At 65.6% G+C, this 17,915-nt stretch carries 21 protein-coding genes; 14 read left to right on the forward strand and 7 right to left on the reverse strand.

Annotated features, from left to right (window positions below; genetic code table 11):
- The 5 genes from rpmD to map all read left to right on the forward strand — a co-directional run bounded on the left by rpmD (position 1) and on the right by map (position 3,712).
- Positions 1-207 carry a 50S ribosomal protein L30 gene (gene rpmD / locus AC1DBD_RS02860; RefSeq protein WP_056626615.1) on the forward strand — a complete coding sequence of 69 codons (207 nt, stop codon included), beginning with the start codon at positions 1-3 and terminating at the stop codon, positions 205-207.
- Positions 208-702, forward strand: a complete 495-nt coding sequence (rplO, locus tag AC1DBD_RS02865) for a 50S ribosomal protein L15 (protein WP_011692793.1) — start codon at positions 208-210, stop codon at positions 700-702.
- Between the two features lie 187 nt (positions 703-889).
- Positions 890-2,200: a preprotein translocase subunit SecY gene (gene secY, locus AC1DBD_RS02870; RefSeq protein ID WP_175321179.1), complete on the forward strand. Its 1,311-nt coding sequence runs from the start codon at positions 890-892 to the stop codon at positions 2,198-2,200.
- A gap of 5 nt (positions 2,201-2,205) precedes the next feature.
- Positions 2,206-2,775 (forward strand): adenylate kinase, encoded by a 570-nt coding sequence (locus tag AC1DBD_RS02875; protein WP_441417836.1) that lies wholly within the window; start codon positions 2,206-2,208, stop codon positions 2,773-2,775.
- Positions 2,776-2,884: 109 nt separating this feature from the next.
- Positions 2,885-3,712, forward strand: coding sequence for a type I methionyl aminopeptidase (gene map / locus AC1DBD_RS02880; protein WP_476981370.1), 828 nt, complete (start codon positions 2,885-2,887; stop codon positions 3,710-3,712).
- Positions 3,713-3,833: 121 nt separating this feature from the next.
- Here map and AC1DBD_RS02885 read toward each other — a convergent pair whose 3' ends face one another.
- The 3 genes from AC1DBD_RS02885 to AC1DBD_RS02895 are packed head-to-tail and all read right to left on the reverse strand — an operon-like array spanning position 3,834 to position 7,113.
- Entirely contained in the window at positions 3,834-5,180 is a 1,347-nt protein-coding gene (locus AC1DBD_RS02885; RefSeq protein WP_476981371.1) for an ABC transporter substrate-binding protein, read from the reverse strand.
- 59 nt (positions 5,181-5,239) lie between these two features.
- Positions 5,240-6,166 (reverse strand): carbohydrate ABC transporter permease, encoded by a 927-nt coding sequence (locus AC1DBD_RS02890; protein WP_476892122.1) that lies wholly within the window; start codon positions 6,164-6,166, stop codon positions 5,240-5,242.
- Positions 6,163-7,113: a carbohydrate ABC transporter permease gene (locus AC1DBD_RS02895; RefSeq protein ID WP_476981372.1), complete on the reverse strand. Its 951-nt coding sequence runs from the start codon at positions 7,111-7,113 to the stop codon at positions 6,163-6,165. Before AC1DBD_RS02895 ends, AC1DBD_RS02890 begins: the two co-directional genes overlap by 4 nt.
- Positions 7,114-7,347: 234 nt before the next feature.
- On the opposite strand from AC1DBD_RS02895, the gene AC1DBD_RS02900 reads away from it, so the two are divergent.
- The 8 genes from AC1DBD_RS02900 (at position 7,348) to AC1DBD_RS02935 (ending at position 12,649) form a co-directional block, all read left to right on the forward strand.
- Entirely contained in the window at positions 7,348-8,349 is a 1,002-nt protein-coding gene (locus tag AC1DBD_RS02900; protein ID WP_476981373.1) for a P1 family peptidase, read from the forward strand.
- Between the two features lie 181 nt (positions 8,350-8,530).
- A complete protein-coding gene (infA, locus tag AC1DBD_RS02905) occupies positions 8,531-8,752 on the forward strand; it encodes a translation initiation factor IF-1 (RefSeq protein ID WP_009358723.1) in 222 nt (73 codons plus the stop codon).
- Between the two features lie 69 nt (positions 8,753-8,821).
- Entirely contained in the window at positions 8,822-8,935 is a 114-nt protein-coding gene (gene rpmJ, locus AC1DBD_RS02910; RefSeq protein WP_009358722.1) for a 50S ribosomal protein L36, read from the forward strand.
- Between the two features lie 184 nt (positions 8,936-9,119).
- Positions 9,120-9,494, forward strand: a complete 375-nt coding sequence (rpsM, locus tag AC1DBD_RS02915; protein WP_024366110.1) for a 30S ribosomal protein S13 — start codon at positions 9,120-9,122, stop codon at positions 9,492-9,494.
- 52 nt (positions 9,495-9,546) lie between these two features.
- A complete protein-coding gene (gene rpsK, locus AC1DBD_RS02920) occupies positions 9,547-9,948 on the forward strand; it encodes a 30S ribosomal protein S11 (RefSeq protein ID WP_018773682.1) in 402 nt (133 codons plus the stop codon).
- A gap of 126 nt (positions 9,949-10,074) precedes the next feature.
- Positions 10,075-11,085 carry a DNA-directed RNA polymerase subunit alpha gene (locus tag AC1DBD_RS02925; RefSeq protein WP_024366109.1) on the forward strand — a complete coding sequence of 337 codons (1,011 nt, stop codon included), beginning with the start codon at positions 10,075-10,077 and terminating at the stop codon, positions 11,083-11,085.
- A 75-nt stretch (positions 11,086-11,160) separates the two neighbouring features.
- Positions 11,161-11,727, forward strand: coding sequence for a 50S ribosomal protein L17 (gene rplQ / locus AC1DBD_RS02930; RefSeq protein ID WP_441417043.1), 567 nt, complete (start codon positions 11,161-11,163; stop codon positions 11,725-11,727).
- Between the two features lie 31 nt (positions 11,728-11,758).
- Positions 11,759-12,649 carry a tRNA pseudouridine synthase A gene (locus AC1DBD_RS02935; protein WP_476925362.1) on the forward strand — a complete coding sequence of 297 codons (891 nt, stop codon included), beginning with the start codon at positions 11,759-11,761 and terminating at the stop codon, positions 12,647-12,649.
- Between the two features lie 122 nt (positions 12,650-12,771).
- Here AC1DBD_RS02935 and AC1DBD_RS02940 read toward each other — a convergent pair whose 3' ends face one another.
- A complete protein-coding gene (locus AC1DBD_RS02940) occupies positions 12,772-14,460 on the reverse strand; it encodes a sensor histidine kinase (RefSeq protein WP_476981374.1) in 1,689 nt (562 codons plus the stop codon).
- A 247-nt stretch (positions 14,461-14,707) separates the two neighbouring features.
- Between AC1DBD_RS02940 and AC1DBD_RS02945 the strand changes: the two genes are divergently transcribed.
- Positions 14,708-15,490 (forward strand): response regulator transcription factor, encoded by a 783-nt coding sequence (locus tag AC1DBD_RS02945; RefSeq protein WP_441417046.1) that lies wholly within the window; start codon positions 14,708-14,710, stop codon positions 15,488-15,490.
- Here the strand turns inward: AC1DBD_RS02945 and AC1DBD_RS02950 are convergent.
- The 3 genes from AC1DBD_RS02950 to AC1DBD_RS02960 form a co-directional block, all read right to left on the reverse strand.
- On the reverse strand, positions 15,487-15,945 hold the full coding sequence (locus AC1DBD_RS02950) for an Hpt domain-containing protein (protein ID WP_476981375.1): 459 nt from the start codon (positions 15,943-15,945) through the stop codon (positions 15,487-15,489). The two genes, AC1DBD_RS02945 and AC1DBD_RS02950, sit on opposite strands and share 4 nt — an antisense overlap.
- Before the next feature lie 141 nt (positions 15,946-16,086).
- Positions 16,087-16,968, reverse strand: coding sequence for a type II secretion system F family protein (locus AC1DBD_RS02955; protein WP_441417048.1), 882 nt, complete (start codon positions 16,966-16,968; stop codon positions 16,087-16,089).
- Positions 16,969-16,975: 7 nt separating this feature from the next.
- A complete protein-coding gene (locus AC1DBD_RS02960; protein ID WP_476981376.1) occupies positions 16,976-17,908 on the reverse strand; it encodes a type II secretion system F family protein in 933 nt (310 codons plus the stop codon).
- Positions 17,909-17,915 lie beyond the last annotated feature (7 nt).

Raw genomic sequence — 17,915 nt, forward strand, 5'->3', positions numbered from 1 at the left:
ATGGCTAAGAACCTGATTCCCTCCGACGCTCAGTTGGAGATCACTCAGATCAAGTCCGCCATTGGCGGCAAGCAGAACCAGCGCGACACCCTTCGCTCCCTCGGCCTGAAGCGGATCGGACACACCGTTGTCCGCACCGCCGACGCCGTGACCGTCGGGATGCTCAACACGGTTCCGCACCTGGTAAAGGTAGAGGAGGCGAAGTAAATGGCAGAGAAGAACACCGCCGAGAAGGCACAGGGCGCCGCTGCTGAGAAGCAGAACGCACTGAAGGTTCACCACCTGCGTCCCGCCCCGGGTGCCAAGACCGCCAAGACCCGCGTTGGTCGTGGTGAAGGTTCCAAGGGTAAGACCGCTGGTCGCGGTACCAAGGGTACGAAGGCCCGCTACCAGATCAAGGCTGGCTTTGCCGGCGGCCAGCTGCCGCTGCACATGCGCCTGCCGAAGCTGCGCGGCTTCAAGAACCCGTTCCGGGTTGAGTACCAGGTTGTAAACCTGGACAAGCTCAACGAGCTGTTCCCGGAAGGTGGCGCAGTCACCGTGGAGAACCTGGTCGAAAAGGGTGCCGTTCGCAAGAACCAGCCCGTCAAGGTGCTGGGCACCGGCGACATCACCGTCAAGGTTGACGTCACCGTCCACGCATTCTCGGCCAGCGCCGCAGAAAAGATTGCCGCAGCAGGCGGAAGCACCACCGCCCTCTAAAAAGGCGGCGGGGCAGTTGCCCGTTGTTGAAACTCCCGGCACCGTGGGGCTCAGGCCCCCGGTGCCGGGAGTTTTTTCTGTTTCCCGGCCATGCCGATTGTTCGCCGGACGCATCCACCCGTTAGACTCGGTTGTTGGGTTTATTTGACCTATCTCACACGACTTTACTTATTACTCAGGAGGACGCTTGCTTAGCGCATTTGGCCGGGCCTTTCGCACGCCTGATCTGCGACGCAAGTTGTTGTTCACGCTGGGAATCATCACAATCTTCCGCTTGGGTGCCTTCATCCCCTCGCCTGGTGTGAACTACCAGAATGTCCAGCAATGCTTGCAGAACGGTCAGACCTCGGGCGGGATCTACCAGCTCGTCAACCTGTTCAGCGGCGGTGCATTGCTGCAGGTCTCAATTTTCGCGCTCGGGATCATGCCGTACATCACGGCAAGCATCATCGTCCAGCTGCTCCGCGTGGTCATTCCCCGGTTCCAGCAGCTCTACGAAGAGGGCGCCTCGGGCCAGTCCAAGCTGACCCAGTACACCCGGTACCTGACGATCGCCCTGGGCCTCCTGAACGCCACGACGCTGGTGTCGCTGGCGCGCTCCGGCCAACTGCTGCCGAACTGCCAGCTGCCGATCATTCCGGACGCGAGCATCATCACCACGATCCTGATCATCATCACGCTGACGGCCGGCACCGGCCTGATCATGTGGATGGGCGAGCTCGTCACCGAGAAGGGTGTGGGCAACGGCATGTCGCTGCTCATCTTCACCTCGATCGCTGCCGGCTTCCCGACGTCCCTCGGCGCCATCTGGAAGGCGCAGGGCCCGGGCACCTTCTTTATGGTCCTCGTCATCGGCCTGCTGACCGTGGCCCTGGTCGTCTTCGTTGAGCAGTCCCAGCGCCGCATCCCGGTGCAGTACGCCAAGCGCATGATCGGCCGCCGCACCGTGGGCGGAACCAGCACCTACATCCCCATCAAGGTGAACATGGCCGGCGTCGTGCCCGTCATCTTCGCGTCCTCGATGCTGTACCTGCCGGGCCTGATCTCCCAGTTCAACCGGCCTGCGCCGGGCGAGCCCGTCGCGCCGTGGGTTGAGTGGATCAACAACAACCTCACCCGCGGTGACCACCCCATCTACATGGCCCTGTACTTCGCCATGATTGTGTTCTTCACTTACTTCTATGTTGCGATCACTTTCAACCCTGAGGAAGTTTCTGACAACATGAAGAAGTACGGCGGCTTCATTCCGGGTATCCGTGCCGGCAAGCCGACCGCGGATTACCTGCAGTATGTGCTTTCCAGGATCACCCTGCCCGGCGCGATCTACCTGGGCTTTGTGGCCCTGATCCCGCTGATTGCCTTGGTCCTGATCAACGCCAACCAGAACTTCCCGTTCGGCGGCACCTCGATCCTGATCATGGTGGGCGTAGGTTTGGAGACCGTCAAGCAGATTGATGCTCAGCTACAGCAGCGTCACTACGAAGGGCTTTTGCGATGACGAGAATGTTGATTATCGGACCTCCCGGTTCCGGCAAGGGAACGCAGGCGGAACGCATTTCGGAGCGACTCGGCGTCGTTGCGATCTCCACCGGCGACATCTTCCGTGCCAACGTCAAGGGTGAGACGCCGCTCGGCATCGAAGCCAAGAAGTACATGGACGCGGGCGACTTCGTCCCGGACAGCGTGACCAACAAGATGGTCCGGGACCGCCTCACGGAGGACGACGTCGAAGCCGGCTTCCTGCTGGACGGCTACCCGCGCACCACCGCGCAGGTGGACTACCTCGACGCGATCCTCGCCGACGCCGACCAGAAGCTCGACGTCGTCCTGCAGCTCACGGCCGACGACGAGGAACTCGTCAAGCGCCTCCTGGGCCGCGCCAAGGACACCGGCCGCAGCGACGACAACGAAGCCGTGATCCGCCACCGCCTGGACCTCTACCACGGCCAGACGGAAGCCGTGGTGGCCAAGTATGCCGACCGCGGCATCCTCACCCAGGTCGACGGCATCGGCGGCATCGACGAGGTCACCGACCGCGTCATGCAGGCCATCAAAGCGGCGCAGTCCGCCTGATCCGGCCCGTGACTATTGAGGCTCCTCCCGCAGTGCCGGGAGGAGCCTCAGCCATTTGTCCGCACACCCCCTGCAGGGCGGCTGCGGCACCACCGAAAGGACGCTGAGCATGGCATTCGGCCAGACCCGCATTGAATACAAGACCAACGCCCAGATGCGGACCATGCACGAGGCCGGGCTGGTGCTGAGCCGCGCGCTCGACGCCGCCGTGGCGGCAGCCGTCCCCGGAGTGACCACCCGCGACCTCGACGCCGTCTTTGCCGGCGTGCTCCAGGACGCCGGAGCGAAGTCCAACTTCCTCGGCTACCACGGCTTCCCGGCCACCATCTGCACCTCGGTCAACGAGGAAGTGGTGCACGGCATCCCCGGCGACCGTGTCCTGCAGGACGGGGACATCATCTCGATCGACGGCGGCGCCATCGTGGACGGCTGGCACTCCGACTCGGCCCGTACCGTGATCGTCGGGACGGCGGACCCCGAGGACCAGCGGCTCTCCGACGTCACCGAGGCGGCCATGTGGCACGGCATCGCGGCGCTGGCCACCGGCAAGTTCGTCGGCGACATCGGCAACGCTGTGGACGACTACGTTTCCTCCGTGCCCGGGAAGCCGCTGGGCATCCTGGAGGACTACGTGGGCCACGGGATCGGCTCCGAGATGCACATGGCCCCGGACGTGCTGAACTACCGTACGGGCCACCGCGGCCCCAAGATCCGGCCCGGACTGTGCCTGGCAATCGAACCCATGCTGGTCCGCGGCAGCATCGAAACCGCCACCCTCGACGACGACTGGACCGTGGTCACCACCGACGGGAAGCGCTCCTGCCAGTGGGAGCACTCCGTGGCGGTGCACGAGAAGGGCATCTGGGTGCTTTCGGCCCCCGACGGCGGAGCCTCGAAACTGGCACCGCTCGGCGTCGTACCCGTCCCGATTCCCTAAGCGTTTCTTTCGCGGCTCCCTAGCGATGCGCTTGGCGGCTTGTGATACGACGAATCCCTGGCGACGCTGGTATTCCAGCGTCGCCAGGGATTCGTCGTATCCTCAGGCAGTGAGCGCAGCGTCAGCTCTTGAGCTTCGGCTTCACGTCCTTGGTGTAGATGCCTTCGAGGGTGGTCTTGAGCTCGGTCATGGTGGCCTTGACGTCGCCCTGCTGGGTGAGGATCTTCGCGGCGGCTTTGGCCATTTCCTGGTCCGCGCCCGGCAGGAACACCCGGGCGTTGTCCTGGACGTGGGTAACCGCGAGCTGGTCGATGGCCGTCTTGATCTGAGGCGTCTTGGCGAGCACCGCGGTCATGTCGGCGGACGTCCGGGTCGGCATGTAGCCGGTCGCGGCGGAGAACGCGGCGGTGTTCTCCGGCTCGGTCATGAACTTCAGGAATGTCGCGGCAGCGAGCTGGACTTCCTTGCTGACACCGCTGGGGATGCCGAGCCCGGCGCCGCCGGTGGGGCAGACACCGCTTTCCTTCTTCGGGCCGCCCGGGAGGAAGCCGACGCCCACGTTGAACTTGGCGGAGCTCAGCACGCCCAGCAGGGAGCCGGTGGAGGCGATCGTGGCGGAGGTGATGCCGGCCGCGAAGTCGTCCGCGGCCTCCTTGGAGGAGACACCCGCCCACTTGTCCTTGTAGATCGAGTCCTGGGCCCACTGGAGCGCTTCCACCGACTCGGCGGAATCACAGTTGATGGTCCATTCGTTGGACCAGCTGCCGCCCCAGCCCCAGAGGTTGTTCTGCAGGGTCCAGCCGGCGTATCCGGCCAGTGCGGGATAGATGTAGGCGTACTGGGCGCCGGAGCTGGCCTTCAGTTTCGGGGCCCACTCGGCGAACTCCTGCCAGGTCTTGGGCGCCCGGTCCGGCAAGCCGGCGGCCTTGAAGTGGTCCTTGTTGTAGTAGAACAGCGGGGTGGAGCGGCCGTAGGGGAGGGCCCACTGCTTGTCGGCGTACTGGTAGTCCGCGACGAGTGACTTCTGGAAGTCGTCAACCTTGATGTCCAACTGCTTGATCAGGTTGTCGAGCGGGATGATGTTGCCGTTGGTGTAGTACCGGAACCACCAGACGTCCGAGAGCACCACAAGGCCGGGCAGGGCCGACTTCGCTGCCTGGGAGGTCTGGAACTTCTGCGCGATTTCCTCGTAATTGGCGCCCGCGGTGATCAGGTTGACCTTGATGTCCGGGAACTTGGCCTGGAACTTCTCGATGATCGCCTTTTCCACGTCCTGGGACTTGCCCGGGTGGTTGGTCCAGAAATCGATCGACGAGGCCGGCTTCACGCCGCTGAAGTCGATGTCCGCCGTGCCGGAGGCCCCGGTGCCGCCTCCCGTGGACGGGCCGCCGCAGGCCGCCAGGGCCGCGGCCCCTGCGCCCGCGCCGGCCAGGCCAAGGAAGTGTCTGCGGCCAAGATTCGTTGCCATGGTGGATCCTCTCAAAAGTGTTGACTTGTTGTGATGGTGGGGTGCATTCGGAGGCGGCGTCACCCGGTGACGCTGCCCTGGGTGAGGCCGGCCACGATGTAGCGCTGCAGCGCCGCAAAGACCAGCAGGATCGGAACAATCACCAGGACCGCGCCGGCCATCAGGATGCCCCAGCCGGAGCCGTTGCCTTCAGAGTTCTGCAACAGAGTCAGGCCCACGGGCAGCGTCATGGTTTCCGGCCGGTCGGTGATGATGAGCGGCCAGATGTAGTCGTTCCATTCGCTCACGACGGTGACCAGGGCGACGGTGGCGATTGACGGGCCGGAGACCGGGACGACGACCTGCCACAGCCGGCGCCAGTGCCCCGCGCCGTCGATCTCGGCAGCTTCCAGGATGGAGCCGGGCAGCGTCATGAAGTGCTGGCGGAGCAGGAAGGTGCCGAAGGCGGTGCCCAGCCCGGGCAGGATGATGCCCCAGAGGGTGTTCTTGCCACCCAGGCCCGCGATCAGGATGTAGTTGGGCAGGATGGACACCTGCGGCGGCACCATCAGCGCGACCAGGATGAGGATGAAGATGACGTTCTTGAACGGAAAGCGGACAAAGACCAGGGCGTAGGCCGTCAGGATGGCCAGGATCACCTTCACGGTGGCGCCCACCGTGGTGACGATCAGGCTGTTCAGGAAGAACCTGGCGAAGGGCACCGTCGTCATCGCTACGTGGTAGTTGTCCAGGTTCACGCTTTCCGGCAGGATCTTCAGGTCCGTCGTGACGATCTCGCCGGGCTGCTTGAAGGAGCTCAGCACCATCCAGAGCAGCGGCAGCACCACCACGAGGGTGGCGAGGATGAGCGGGACGTAGCCGGCGGCGATTGTCTGGACCAGGTTTGCGCGGGAAAACGGCCGCTGCCGTTGCGGTGGAACCTCGGGGCCGGCGGCGGGTCCGGCGTTGGCAGCGGGATCGGGGTTCACGGGGGAGAGTGTGCTCACGAGTAGTGCACCTTCCGTTCTACGAACCGCACCTGCAGCACGGTGATGATCAGGAGGATGGCGAAGAGCACCACGGAAATGGACGCCGAGTAGCCGGCCCGGTTGAAGGCCCCGAAGGCCTGCAGGTACGCCTCGTAGATCAGGGTGGATGTGCCGTTGCCGAGCGGGGTCATGATCCGGATCAGGTCGAAAGCCTGCAGCGAACTGAGCATCGTGGTGATCAGCAGGAAGAACGTGGTGGGGGAGAGCAGCGGGACCGACATGCTGATGAAGCGGCGGAACCCGTTGGCGCCGTCCAGCGACGCCGCTTCCATGACGTCCTGGGGCAGCGACTGGAGGCCGGCGAGGTAGACGACGGCGCAGTAGCCGAGGTTCTTCCAGATGTAGACCGTGATCACCATGACCAGGGAGAGCTGCGGATCGTTGATCCATTGCGGGCTCTGCTGGCCGATCCCGCGGAGCAGCCAGGACAGCACCCCGTAGCCGGGGTCGAAGATGAACAGCCAGACCAGTCCGACGCCGACCCCGCTGAGCACGTAGGGGGCGAAAACGGCGGACCGGGCGAAGGTGGTGCCGCGGACCTTGGAGTTCAAGGCGAGGGCCACCAGCAGTCCGAGGACCATGGACCCGCCGACCGTTATGACGGTGAAGATGGCCGTGGTGCCCAGCACCTTGGGGGCGTCGGCGCTGGTGAAGAAGTTGATGTAGTTGTCGAAGCCGACGACCGTGGCGGAGGCGGAGCCCAGCGTCCAGTCCAGCGTGGAGTAGTAGATGTTGTTGATGAGCGGGAGGTAGGTGAACACCGCTATCAGTGCCAGGTTCGGCAGGGCCAGCGCAAGGAACACGATGAAGTCCCTGCGGGTCCGGGCAGACCAGCGTCCCCGGCGCTGGTCCCGCGTGACGGTCCCGGCGGTAGCCACGGGACTGTCCGTCAATTGTCTAGTCATAGGGCGTCTCTAACGGATCCGGGCCTGCCGAGGGCAGGCAGTTGGGCGGGGGATCAAGAACACTTCACCACACGCTGGGTGGGCGGAACCCCGCACAAGGCCTTGTCAGAGCTTTGTTATGTCAGGCTTCCTTGCCCGTTTACCTATTGTTGGTTGCAGTATTCCACAACGTTCGTTTGCGGGCGGGGAGATCGCGGCGCCTGGTTTCCCGGCGGCGGGGCGCACAATGGAGCCATGACGGCGATTACGGATGTGCCCGGAATCCGAGTGGGCCATGCTGCCCGGACCGGGGAGGGCTGGCAGAGCGGTGTCACGGTGGTCCTGCCGCCCCCGGGGACGGCAGGCTCGGTGGACGTCAGGGGCGGCGGTCCCGGTACGCACGAGACCGACGCGCTCGACCCCACCACGCTGAGCACCGCCGTCGACGCCGTGGTCCTGACCGGGGGCAGCGCCTTCGGGCTGGCGGCTGCCCACGGCGCCCAGCGCTGGTGTGAGGAGCAGGGGAGGGGCTTCCCCGTGCCCGGCGGCGTGGTGCCGATTGTCCCCGCGGCGGCCATCTTCGACCTGGGCCGCGGCGGCGACTTCGCCGCCCGCCCGGACGAGGCCATGGGCTATGCCGCCGCCGCCGATGCCGCCGCACACCAGGAGGGGCACGACGTCGAACGAGGCAACGTGGGAGCCGGCACCGGCGCAGCCATCGGCCGGGGCCAATTCAAGGGCGGAATAGGCACGGCCTCGATCACCTTGGACAACGGCGTCGTCGTCGGGGCGCTTGCTGTAGTCAACGCGCTGGGACTCCCGTTTGTGGTGCCTACGGGAAATCCCGAACCCTCCGCGCGCTCGGTCGTTCCTCCCTTAGACGCGCGCTTCCGGGTTCCCGATTCCCCGTCGGCGAATGCCGCGCCGCCCCTCAACACAACCCTCGTCGTCGTCGCGACCAACGCCGTATTGGACAAGGCCGAGTGCAAGCGGACAGCCTCGGCAGCCCACGCCGGCCTCGCCCGGGCGCTGAATCCAAGCCATACGCTGGCCGACGGCGATACGGTCTTCGCGCTCTCCACTGGCGCCGTCGCGCTGGACCGCAGTACCGACGCCGCACGGCAGTTGAGCCTGATAAACCTGCAGAGCGCGGCAGCCGACGTCGTCCGGCTGGCCATCCTGGACGGGATCGCCGCGGCGGCGGAGGTGGAGACCCCGGCGGGGCGCTTTCGTGCATACGGGGACGGAGTGCGCTAGCATGGCTGGATTTAACATTCGGCCCGCAATGCCGTAGTGTTGACTGTTGGTTGTCTGCCCTGTTGTGCCCTTTTGTGGCCTGGTGGCAGCAGGCAAGCTAGCAAAACAAGCAATTAAAATCGTCCGCAGTGATCGTCGGTGCAAGCCGGAGGGGCTGTGGCAACAACAGTTAGCGGAGGGTATGGCCAAGAAGGACGGGGTCATTGAGATCGAGGGCGTTGTGACCGAGGCGCTGCCTAACGCGATGTTTCGCGTTGAGCTCACCAACAAGCACATCGTTCTGGCACACATCTCTGGAAAGATGCGCCAGCACTACATCAGGATTCTCCCTGAGGACCGGGTAGTGGTGGAGCTGAGCCCGTACGACCTGACACGTGGTCGTATCGTCTACCGCTACAAGTAAACACTGGCCGGCCAGGGCATTAGCCAAAGGCCGGTCCAGCTGACCAACTGCAACACGCAAAGGAACGCCATGAAGGTCAAGCCGAGCGTCAAGCAGATCTGCGAAAAGTGCAAAGTGATCCGCCGTAATGGCCGGGTCATGGTGATCTGCGAGAACCCGCGCCACAAGCAGCGCCAGGGCTAATTTCCTTCACCGGAAACCCTGGGTTGCTAACCCACGCAAGTAAATAAAAAGGCAGCACAAGCTGATCTGGGACACTGAGCAATAACGAGTCCGGACAGCTAACCCCCGGTCGGAGGCTGGGGCCGTACGGACTGTACGGGTGTACTGCCTACGACCTCCGGTTTATTCAAGGAGCACTGCCACTATGGCTCGTCTCGCTGGCGTAGACATTCCCCGCGAAAAGCGGTTGGAAATTGCGCTTACTTACATCTACGGCGTGGGCAAGACCCGTGCACACGAAACCCTGGCTGCCACCGGCATCAGCGCGGACGTTCGGGTCAAGGACCTGTCCGACGCCGAGCTCGTCCAGCTGCGTGATTACATTGAAGGCAACTACAAGGTTGAGGGTGACCTTCGCCGCGAAGTAGCAGCAGATATCCGCCGCAAGGTTGAAATCGGCAGCTACGAAGGTATTCGCCACCGTAAGGGCCTGCCAGTGCGCGGACAGCGTACGAAGACGAACGCGCGCACCCGCAAGGGCCCGAAGCGCACCGTCGCAGGCAAGAAGAAGACCCGCTAAATCCCTCGGGATTAGCTCGTCTTCCCCCCGATAACTTTCTGTAGGAGAAATAATGCCCCCGAAGACTCGTGGCGCGGTTCGCAAGCCGCGTAAGAAGGACAAGAAGAATATCGCGCTGGGCCAGGCGCACATCAAGAGCACCTTTAACAACACCATCGTTTCCATCACGGATCCGAACGGTGCTGTCATCTCCTGGGCTTCGTCCGGTGAGGTTGGCTTCAAGGGCTCACGTAAGTCCACCCCGTTCGCAGCCCAGATGGCCGCCGAAGCCGCCGCAAAGCGCGCTCAGGAGCACGGCATGCGCAAGGTTGACGTATTCGTCAAGGGACCGGGATCCGGACGCGAGACCGCAATCCGTTCACTGCAGGCCGCTGGCCTCGAGGTTGGATCCATCCAGGATGTAACCCCCAGCGCGCACAACGGCTGCCGCCCGCCGAAGCGCCGCCGCGTCTAAGTCTTAGCCGGAGCTTGCCCGGACCCTCGCCGGTCCGGGCAAGCCCAGCCGCGTTAAGTCTTCAGACCGATCTTTCCACCACCTGTGTTGCGTCATATAGCGGATGCTCGCCGAAAGGAAACCTAAGTGCTCATTGCACAGCGCCCCACCCTCTCCGAAGAGGTCGTCTCCGATAACCGCTCCCGTTTCATCATTGAACCGCTGGAGCCGGGCTTCGGTTACACCCTCGGAAACTCCCTCCGCCGTACCCTGCTCTCCTCCATCCCCGGTGCCTCTGTAACGAGCATCCGGATCGATGGCGTGCTGCACGAGTTCACCACGGTTCCGGGTGTCAAGGAAGATGTCACCGAGATCATCCTGAACATCAAGAACCTGTCGGTCTCCTCCGAGCACGACGAGCCGGTTGTTGCTTACCTGCGCAAGCAGGGCCCGGGAGTCGTCACCGCCGCGGACATCGCTCCGCCGGCCGGCGTCGAATTCCACAACCCGGATCTGCACATTGCCACGCTGAACTCGAAGGGCAAGTTCGAACTCGAACTGACCATCGAGCGCGGCCGCGGCTACGTTTCGGCAGCTCAGAACAAGTCCGGCGACTCCGAGATCGGCCGCATCCCGGTCGACTCGATCTACTCGCCGGTCCTGAAGGTTACTTTCCGCGTGGAAGCTACCCGTGTTGAGCAGCGCACTGACTTCGACAAGCTGATTGTCGACGTTGAGACCAAGCAGGCCATCGCCCCGCGCGATGCGGTTGCTTCGGCCGGTACCACCCTGGTGGAACTGTTCGGTCTGGCCCGCGAGCTGAACACCGCAGCTGAAGGTATCGAGATTGGCCCGTCGCCGACGGATGCTGCCCTGGCAGCAGACATGGCTCTGCCGATCGAGGATCTGGACCTCACCGTCCGTTCCTACAACTGCCTCAAGCGTGAGGGCATCCACACCGTGGGTGAACTCGTTGCCCGCTCCGAGGCTGACCTGATGGACATCCGTAACTTCGGTGCGAAGTCCATTGATGAGGTCAAGGCGAAGCTTGTTGAACTGGGTCTGTCCCTCAAGGACTCCCCTCCCGGTTTCGACCTCGCAGCCCGCGCCGCAGCCATCGAAGAGGACGACGCCGCTTTCAGCGACGACGAGCTCTAAAACAGATCTTGGCCAGCAGGCTGGACGCACCGCAGCGTGCGCAGCCCGCCGGCTTCCATATGAGGAGAAACTATAATGCCTACCCCCGCTAAGGGTCCGCGCCTCGGAGGCGGAGCGGCTCACGAGCGTCTTATGCTCGCGAACCTGTCCGCCGCACTGTTCGAGCACAAGCGGATCACCACCACGGTGACCAAGGCCAAGCGCCTGAAGCCGTACGCCGAGCGCCTGGTGACTTTCGCCAAGCGCGGTGACCTCGCTTCCCGCCGTCGTGTACTCGGCCTGATCAGCAACAAGGGCATCGTCCACGAGCTGTTCACCGACATTGCACAGGCAGTGGAGAACCGCGACGGCGGCTACACCCGTATCACCAAGATCGGCAACCGCAAGGGCGACAACGCTCCCATGGCTGTCATCGAACTGGTTCTCGAGCCGGTTTCCGCCAAGCAGGCCGTGGTAGCCGAGGCTACTTCCGCTGCGAAGCGCGATGCCGATAAGAAGGACGCTGACAAGGCTGAAGCCGCTCCGGTCGCCGAGACTGAAGCTGCCGAGACCGAAGAGGCTCCCGAAGCTGAGGTCGCCGAGACCGAAGAGGCTCCGGCCGCCGAGGAAGCTGCTGCAGAGTCCGAGAAGGACGCGAAGTAATTCGCTAGAACCTTCTTATAGACTTAAGTCTATGAACGAGCTCAAACCCGCTGCCCCCGTTATGGGGGGCGGCGGGTTTTTGCGTATCCGGCTGGATCTTTCGTACGACGGCGGCCCGTTCAGCGGCTGGGCCCTGCAGCCCGGCCGCCGTACCGTGCAGGGCGTCCTGGAAGAGGCCCTCGCCCTGCTGATCCGCCGGCCGGTCCGCGTCACCGTCGCCGGGCGCACCGACGCCGGCGTGCACGCCCGCGGACAGGTGGTGCACCTGGACCTGAGTGAAGCGGAATGGCAGGGGCTGAACCGCGGGGCCGAACTCGACCCTGCCGCGGCGCTGCTCCGGCGGCTGCGCGGCGCGCTGAGCCGCGGGCTGGGCGAGCTCAGCGGCGCGATCGAAGTGCACCGGGTTGCCCTGGCGCCGGAAGGCTTCGATGCCCGGTTCTCCGCGCTGTGGCGGCGCTACAGCTACCGGATCGCGGACGGGGCGGCCCTGTGGGATCCGCTCGGCCGGTACTCGACGCTCTGGCACAAGGAGCAGCTGGACACCGCATTGCTGAACGAAGGCGCCTCCCAGCTGCTGGGGCTGCAGGACTTCCGTTCCTACTGCAAGCCCCGCGAAGGCGCCACGACCATCCGGGAACTGCAGCGTTTCGAGTTCACCCGGGGCGCTGACGGCGTCATCGTCGCCACGGTCCAGGCTGACGCCTTCTGCCACAACATGGTCCGTTCGCTCGTGGGATCGGCGCTCTACGTCGGAGCCGGCGTCGAGCAGCCCGGGTGGCTCTACGAGCGGCTGATCGCCCGCCAGCGGGATGCCCGGTCCGTCCTTGCCGCCCCGCACCCGCTGGTCCTTGAAGAGGTGGCGTACCCCTCCGCTAGCGGGCTGCTGGCACGGGCCGAGCTGACGCGCGCCCTTCGCAAATAGCCCGCGGCCGAGTTTCCCCGTCTTTGACGGCACCAAAGCCGGCAAGGACGGCGGGCCGGCGCAACACGCCGGGCGACGGCGCCGAAGTTGGGGAAGTTCCGACCGGCGACTGACCCGCGGGACTAGAAAGCGGCCGGGTGGCCGTCTGCCGGCAGGTCCACGGTAAAGGTGCTCCCGCAGCCGGGGAGGGTGCTGCAGGTGATGGAGCCCCCGTGGCCCTCCACGATCGCCTTGGTGATGGACAAGCCCAGCCCGGCCCCGGGGATTGCGCCGTCCCGTACGGCCGGGCTCCGGAAGAAGCGGGTGAAGACCCTTTCGGCGTCGGCAGCGGTCATGCCGATGCCGCTGTCCTCCACCTGAAGCAGCACACGGCCGTCGTCGGCCCAGGCCGAGACAGTCACCGCGCCGCCATCCGGCGAGTATTTGATGGCATTGGAGACCAAGTTGTCCAGCGCCTGGCTGATCCGCAGCGGGTCCACATTCGCCCACAGCGGCGCCGGCACGTGCATCGCCAGCGACACCCGCGAGGACTGGGCATGCGCCTGGGCCGAGCCGAGGCTCGCCTCCACCAGGCCGGCCAGGTCGGTTTTCCTCGGGTGGACCTGAACCGCGGAGCTGGCGGACATCAGCAGGTCGGAGACGAGCGCCAGCAGCCGCTCGGCGTTGCGCTGCGCCACCTCGATCCGGCGCAGCACCGGCAGGGGCAGTTCATCGCCCAGGACCAGGTCCAGGTTGCCGATGATCGACGTCAGCGGTGTCCGGAACTCGTGCGAGACGGTCGCGACCACGTCTTCCTTGGCGGCGAGGGCATTGACCAGCCCGGTGACCTCGTTGTACACGACGACGGCGCCGCCGAAGCCGCCGTCGTCGTTTTTCAGCGGCCTCGCCCCGGTGGACACAACCCGGCTGCCCGGCGCTTCCCCGAAACAGACGAGGTGGTCCGCGAAGGACTCGCCCTCCAGCGCCCGGCGGAGCGGGCGCCGGGCAGGCGGGAGCAGCGTGGTCTGGTCCCGCCCGGTTAGCAGCAGTTGGTCTTCCCAGCCCGGATCCGCGGGCCCGGCAGGCCCGGGAATCGCCGCGGCCGCCTCGAGCCGTGCCTGCCAGCTGTTGGTGAGCAGCCGGCGGCCGTTCGCGCCGATCGCGACGATGCCGACGTCGACCGTGTCCAGGATGGTATTCAGCAGCCGTTCACGCTCCCGGCTTTCCGCGAGGAGGGCCTGCAACTCCGCCTCCTTGGCTTCGACCTTGCGCTGCTGGCGCCACAGCTGCGCCCTGGCGAACTGCATGGCCAGGGCGACTGCCAGGGTCATCAGTGCCAGGAGCACGACGGTGGCGCCGCGCCCCGGGCTGTCCCCGGCGCCGGCGGCAAAATACCAGGGCAGACCTGCCAGCAGCGGCCCCAGGAAGCTGACGGCCGCGATGACGGCGGGGGAGAGCTGCGAGGCGGCGATCCAGACGACGGGAAGCACGGACAGCACTCCGAGGCCCGGTAGTTCCTCGGCGGCCGCCACCCGGCTGAGTCCGATCGCGGCGAGGTCCAGGACCGGAATCGCCAGGGGCGCCAGCGGCCCGAACCGTTGCCACGGCACGAGGAGGCAGGCCAGGAGAAGTGCGGCATGAAGGGCGAGGGAGGTCTGGCCCCAGCCGTTGGCCAAGTGGAGGCTCCAAGCGGCCGGCGCGGCCGTCAGGCCGGCGCCGAACAACAGGGTGAGTGGCAGCTGGCTGAGCAGCACACGGGCGCGCGGGTGCAGGGCGCCCAGGCGGGGGTCCACGCCCGCGCCACGAAACAGCCGCTGTTCACCCAATGACAAGCGCCCCTTCCTCGCAACTGGAGTTTACATTGCTGTCACACCTACTTGACACTAAACATATTATTGTTGCCCGTGTTACTGCGCCGGAGACCGAAATTGGGGCCCTTGGTAGGTATGGTGGCAGGACATGTGTAGGCCGTGTCCCTTGGGCACGGCGCGGGCATCGGGGCATGAGGCCCGGATTTACAGCGGCGGCGTATGCACAGTCATCGCCGGCCGGCAGAGCAGCATCGGATGTGAGGGTGGCATGACTGACCTTGGGGTGGCCGTCGTTGTTGAGGACGATGCGGATGTGCGCAACCTCGTGGAGGCAGTGCTCCGGCAGGCCGGCTATGAGGTGCATTCAGCGGCCGGGGGCCGGGAGGGCGTCGAGGTTGTCCGGCGCCGGGAGGCCAGCGTCGTAACACTGGACGTGGGTCTTCCCGACATTGACGGCTATGAGGTGCTGCGCCGGATCCGCCAGTTCAGTGACGCCTACATCGTCATGCTGACCGCACGGACGGACGAGCTCGACACGCTGACTGCGCTCCATACCGGCGCCGACGATTTCCTGACCAAACCGTTCCGGCCCCGAGAGCTACGGGCCCGGGTGGCCGCGATGATGCGCCGGCCCCGGCATGACGGCCAGGGCGCGTTGACTGCGGCGTCGGCACGGCCGGCCGGCGACGCTGCCGTGCCGGACAATGTTTTGCGCCACAACGGGCTGGCACTGAATCCCGACATGCGCTCGGTGACGGTCGAGGGCGAACCGCTCGCCCTGACCCGCAGTGAGTTCGACCTCCTGCACGCGCTCCTCCGCGGCGCCGGCGCGGTGAAGTCCAAGACCGAGCTGGTCCGTGTGGTGCGGGGAGAGTACTACCGCGCCGACGCCTACATCAGCGAGTCCGATGAACGGGCCGTTGAGGTCCACATCGGCAACCTGCGCCGGAAGCTCCGGGAGGATTCGGTGCAACCGCGCTGGCTTCAGACGGTGCGCGGAGTGGGCTACCGGCTGGCGCCCGAGCGCTCCCAGTACGCTGAACGTTCCTAGCGCTCCCAGAGGATGTAGCTGAACTGCAGCTCGTCCACGGTTTCGCTGCCGCGGGCGGCGACATCGTCCAGCAGGGAAGCGGCCCTTCCGAGGTCCCCGCCCCGGATCGATTCCTCGAGTTCGCCGGCGAGTTCGGCCAGGCGCAGGCCGCCGACCATCGACGAGGACGTCTTGAGGCTCAGCACGGCGTCCAGCGCGGCTGCCTGGTCACGGCGTTCCAGGGCCCCGGCCAGCGAGTCATAGCGCTGGTCCCACATCTCTGCGTAGTCCCGGGCGAAGCCCTTGGCGACGGCGGCGCTGTTCAGCTGCTCGCCCAGGTCCTGGAGGGCCGCGGGGTCCACGAGCGGGGCCGCGCCGGAGGACGGCGCCGTCAGTCCGGCCCCGCCTGCGGGGTCATCGGCGGCGAGCAAGGACCCCGCGTTTGCGTCGTCGGGGCAGGCAGCTAAGAGAGACATGGCTCTACGGTACTAGCTGTCCGGACCGGCGCCGGAGGCGGCGGAGTATCCTGCGGAAACCTTGCGGCTATCCTTGACCGGCACTTTTATGGGCCAACTAGCGGCGTCCGTGCAGGCCGTCCGACGCAACTTATGGGCCGATTAGTGTCCACTGAAGGTCTCTATGGCATTGATCACGGCGGGCCCCAGGATGGCGATAAAGAGCACCGGAAAGATGAAGAACAGCAGGGGGAACAGGATGGTGACCGGCAGCTTCATGGCCTTCTCCTCGGCTCGCTGGCGCCGCTTGACGCGCATCACCTTAGCCTGGATCCGGAGCACGCGGCTGATGGCAATGCCGTAGGTGTCGGCCTGCACCACGGCCTGGACAAAGCTGCGCAGCTCGGGGATGTTGGTTCGTGCCGCCAGCGCCTGGTACGACTCGCGCCGGCTGCGTCCCACCTGCATATCCTGCAGGGTGCGGACCAGTTCCTCGGCGAGCGGTCCCTTGCCGTTTTCACCGGCCCGCGCCATGGCCCCCTCGAATCCCAATCCGGCCTCGACCGAGATCAGCATCTGGTCCAGCGTGTTGGCCAGTTCCAGCTGCATGATCTTCTGGCGTTCCTGGCCCTTGCTGTAGAGCAGCAGGTCCGGGATGAAGTAGCCCAGGAGCATCACGAACAAGCCCACCAGCTTCAGGAGCGGGGCCGGCGTGCCGGCGAGCCAGAGACCCAGGAGAGCGCCCAGCAGTCCCAGCAGCGGTTTGGCGGCCAGAACCCGACCCAGCGGGAGCGAGGCGGGACGTCCGGCCAAGGACAGCAGCCGGTCGAGTTTCCGGACATAGGCGGGAGGCGTCAGGCGGTGGCCGATCCGCTCGAGCAGGGCCGTCTCCTTGGGCCCGGCGGACTCGGCGGGTCCGGTGCCCAGGGAAAGCATCTCCCGGATGGCGCGTTGGGATTTCCGGTCGACGGAGAGGACGGACCACGTCAGGTACGCCGAGGGGAGGCTGACCAGCAGGAGGGAGCACAGGATCAGGGGGTTCATCCGGGCCTCAGAACTTCAGGTCGATGATCTTGCGCATCCACAGACCACCGATCGTCATCAGGATCACGGAGGCCGCCATCATGGCCCAGCCCAGCGGGTTGGTGAACATCACGTTCATGTAGCCGGGGTTGACCAGCATCAGCATGACCACGATGCCGATGGGCATGGCCATCAGGATGTAGGCGGAGAACTTGCCTTCGGCCGCGAGGGACTTGATGTGGCCCTTGATCTCGCTGCGCTCGCGGATGGTCTCGTTCACCTGGTCCAGCACTTCCGCGAGGTTGCCGCCCACCTCGCGGTTGATCTGGATGGCCTGGGCGATCCAGACGAAGTCCTCGTTGCGCATCCGTTCGGCGGTGTCGCTGAGCGAGGCCAGCAGGTCGCGGCCGAGGGACGTTTCGGTGATGACGCGGCGCATTTCCTCCGCGGTGGGGCTCTGCGATTCGCTCCCGGCGGCGTCGATGGCGCGCAGGATGCTGTGCCCGGCCCGCAGGCCCCCGGAAAGCAGTTGCAGGGTGTCGCCCAGCTGGTCGTCGAACTTGGCACGACGCTTTCCGGCCAGGACCGTGAGGCCCAGGTGACCGGCCACCGGGGCGAGCAGGACCAGCAGAAGGGCAAGCAGGACGCCGCCGACGACGAAGCCGGCCAGGGCCCCCACAAAGGCGCCGACCGCCAGCAGCACGTAGAAGTCGCCCTGGCCCATGCGCAATCCCGCTTGTTCCAAAGCCTCCCGGTTGAAGAGCCGGATCTTCCGTTGCGCGAAGAAGCCGTCCGCCAGGTTGACCGCGGATCCCGCGAACCGGCTAAGCGAGGAGTCCGGTGCGGCCTGGACCGGCCGCCGTCGGTCAAGTGGAACGCGGGCGGTCCCCGGCAAGAGGACCGCGACGGCGAACAGGAGGAGGGCGGTGGCCAGGAAGGCGGCGCCGATAGTCAGTGTCATGGCCGGC

It is taken from the genome of Arthrobacter sp. 10T419, from assembly GCF_056394105.1.

What these genes read in the sequence shown, in the direction of transcription:
- rpmJ (WP_009358722.1), top strand. Translation starts at nt 8,822, where the DNA reads ATGAAGGTCAAGCCGAGCGTCAAGCAGATCTGCGAAAAGTGCAAAGTG.
- AC1DBD_RS02875 (WP_441417836.1), top strand. Translation starts at nt 2,206, where the DNA reads ATGTTGATTATCGGACCTCCCGGTTCCGGCAAGGGAACGCAGGCGGAA.
- rpmD (WP_056626615.1), top strand. Translation starts at nt 1, where the DNA reads ATGGCTAAGAACCTGATTCCCTCCGACGCTCAGTTGGAGATCACTCAG.
- rpsK (WP_018773682.1), top strand. Translation starts at nt 9,547, where the DNA reads ATGCCCCCGAAGACTCGTGGCGCGGTTCGCAAGCCGCGTAAGAAGGAC.
- AC1DBD_RS02885 (WP_476981371.1), bottom strand. Translation starts at nt 5,180, where the DNA reads ATGGCAACGAATCTTGGCCGCAGACACTTCCTTGGCCTGGCCGGCGCG.
- AC1DBD_RS02945 (WP_441417046.1), top strand. Translation starts at nt 14,708, where the DNA reads ATGACTGACCTTGGGGTGGCCGTCGTTGTTGAGGACGATGCGGATGTG.
- map (WP_476981370.1), top strand. Translation starts at nt 2,885, where the DNA reads ATGGCATTCGGCCAGACCCGCATTGAATACAAGACCAACGCCCAGATG.
- AC1DBD_RS02895 (WP_476981372.1), bottom strand. Translation starts at nt 7,113, where the DNA reads ATGACTAGACAATTGACGGACAGTCCCGTGGCTACCGCCGGGACCGTC.
- AC1DBD_RS02935 (WP_476925362.1), top strand. Translation starts at nt 11,759, where the DNA reads ATGAACGAGCTCAAACCCGCTGCCCCCGTTATGGGGGGCGGCGGGTTT.
- AC1DBD_RS02960 (WP_476981376.1), bottom strand. Translation starts at nt 17,908, where the DNA reads ATGACACTGACTATCGGCGCCGCCTTCCTGGCCACCGCCCTCCTCCTG.
- AC1DBD_RS02955 (WP_441417048.1), bottom strand. Translation starts at nt 16,968, where the DNA reads ATGAACCCCCTGATCCTGTGCTCCCTCCTGCTGGTCAGCCTCCCCTCG.
- rplO (WP_011692793.1), top strand. Translation starts at nt 208, where the DNA reads ATGGCAGAGAAGAACACCGCCGAGAAGGCACAGGGCGCCGCTGCTGAG.
- rplQ (WP_441417043.1), top strand. Translation starts at nt 11,161, where the DNA reads ATGCCTACCCCCGCTAAGGGTCCGCGCCTCGGAGGCGGAGCGGCTCAC.
- AC1DBD_RS02900 (WP_476981373.1), top strand. Translation starts at nt 7,348, where the DNA reads ATGACGGCGATTACGGATGTGCCCGGAATCCGAGTGGGCCATGCTGCC.
- infA (WP_009358723.1), top strand. Translation starts at nt 8,531, where the DNA reads ATGGCCAAGAAGGACGGGGTCATTGAGATCGAGGGCGTTGTGACCGAG.
- AC1DBD_RS02950 (WP_476981375.1), bottom strand. Translation starts at nt 15,945, where the DNA reads ATGTCTCTCTTAGCTGCCTGCCCCGACGACGCAAACGCGGGGTCCTTG.
- rpsM (WP_024366110.1), top strand. Translation starts at nt 9,120, where the DNA reads ATGGCTCGTCTCGCTGGCGTAGACATTCCCCGCGAAAAGCGGTTGGAA.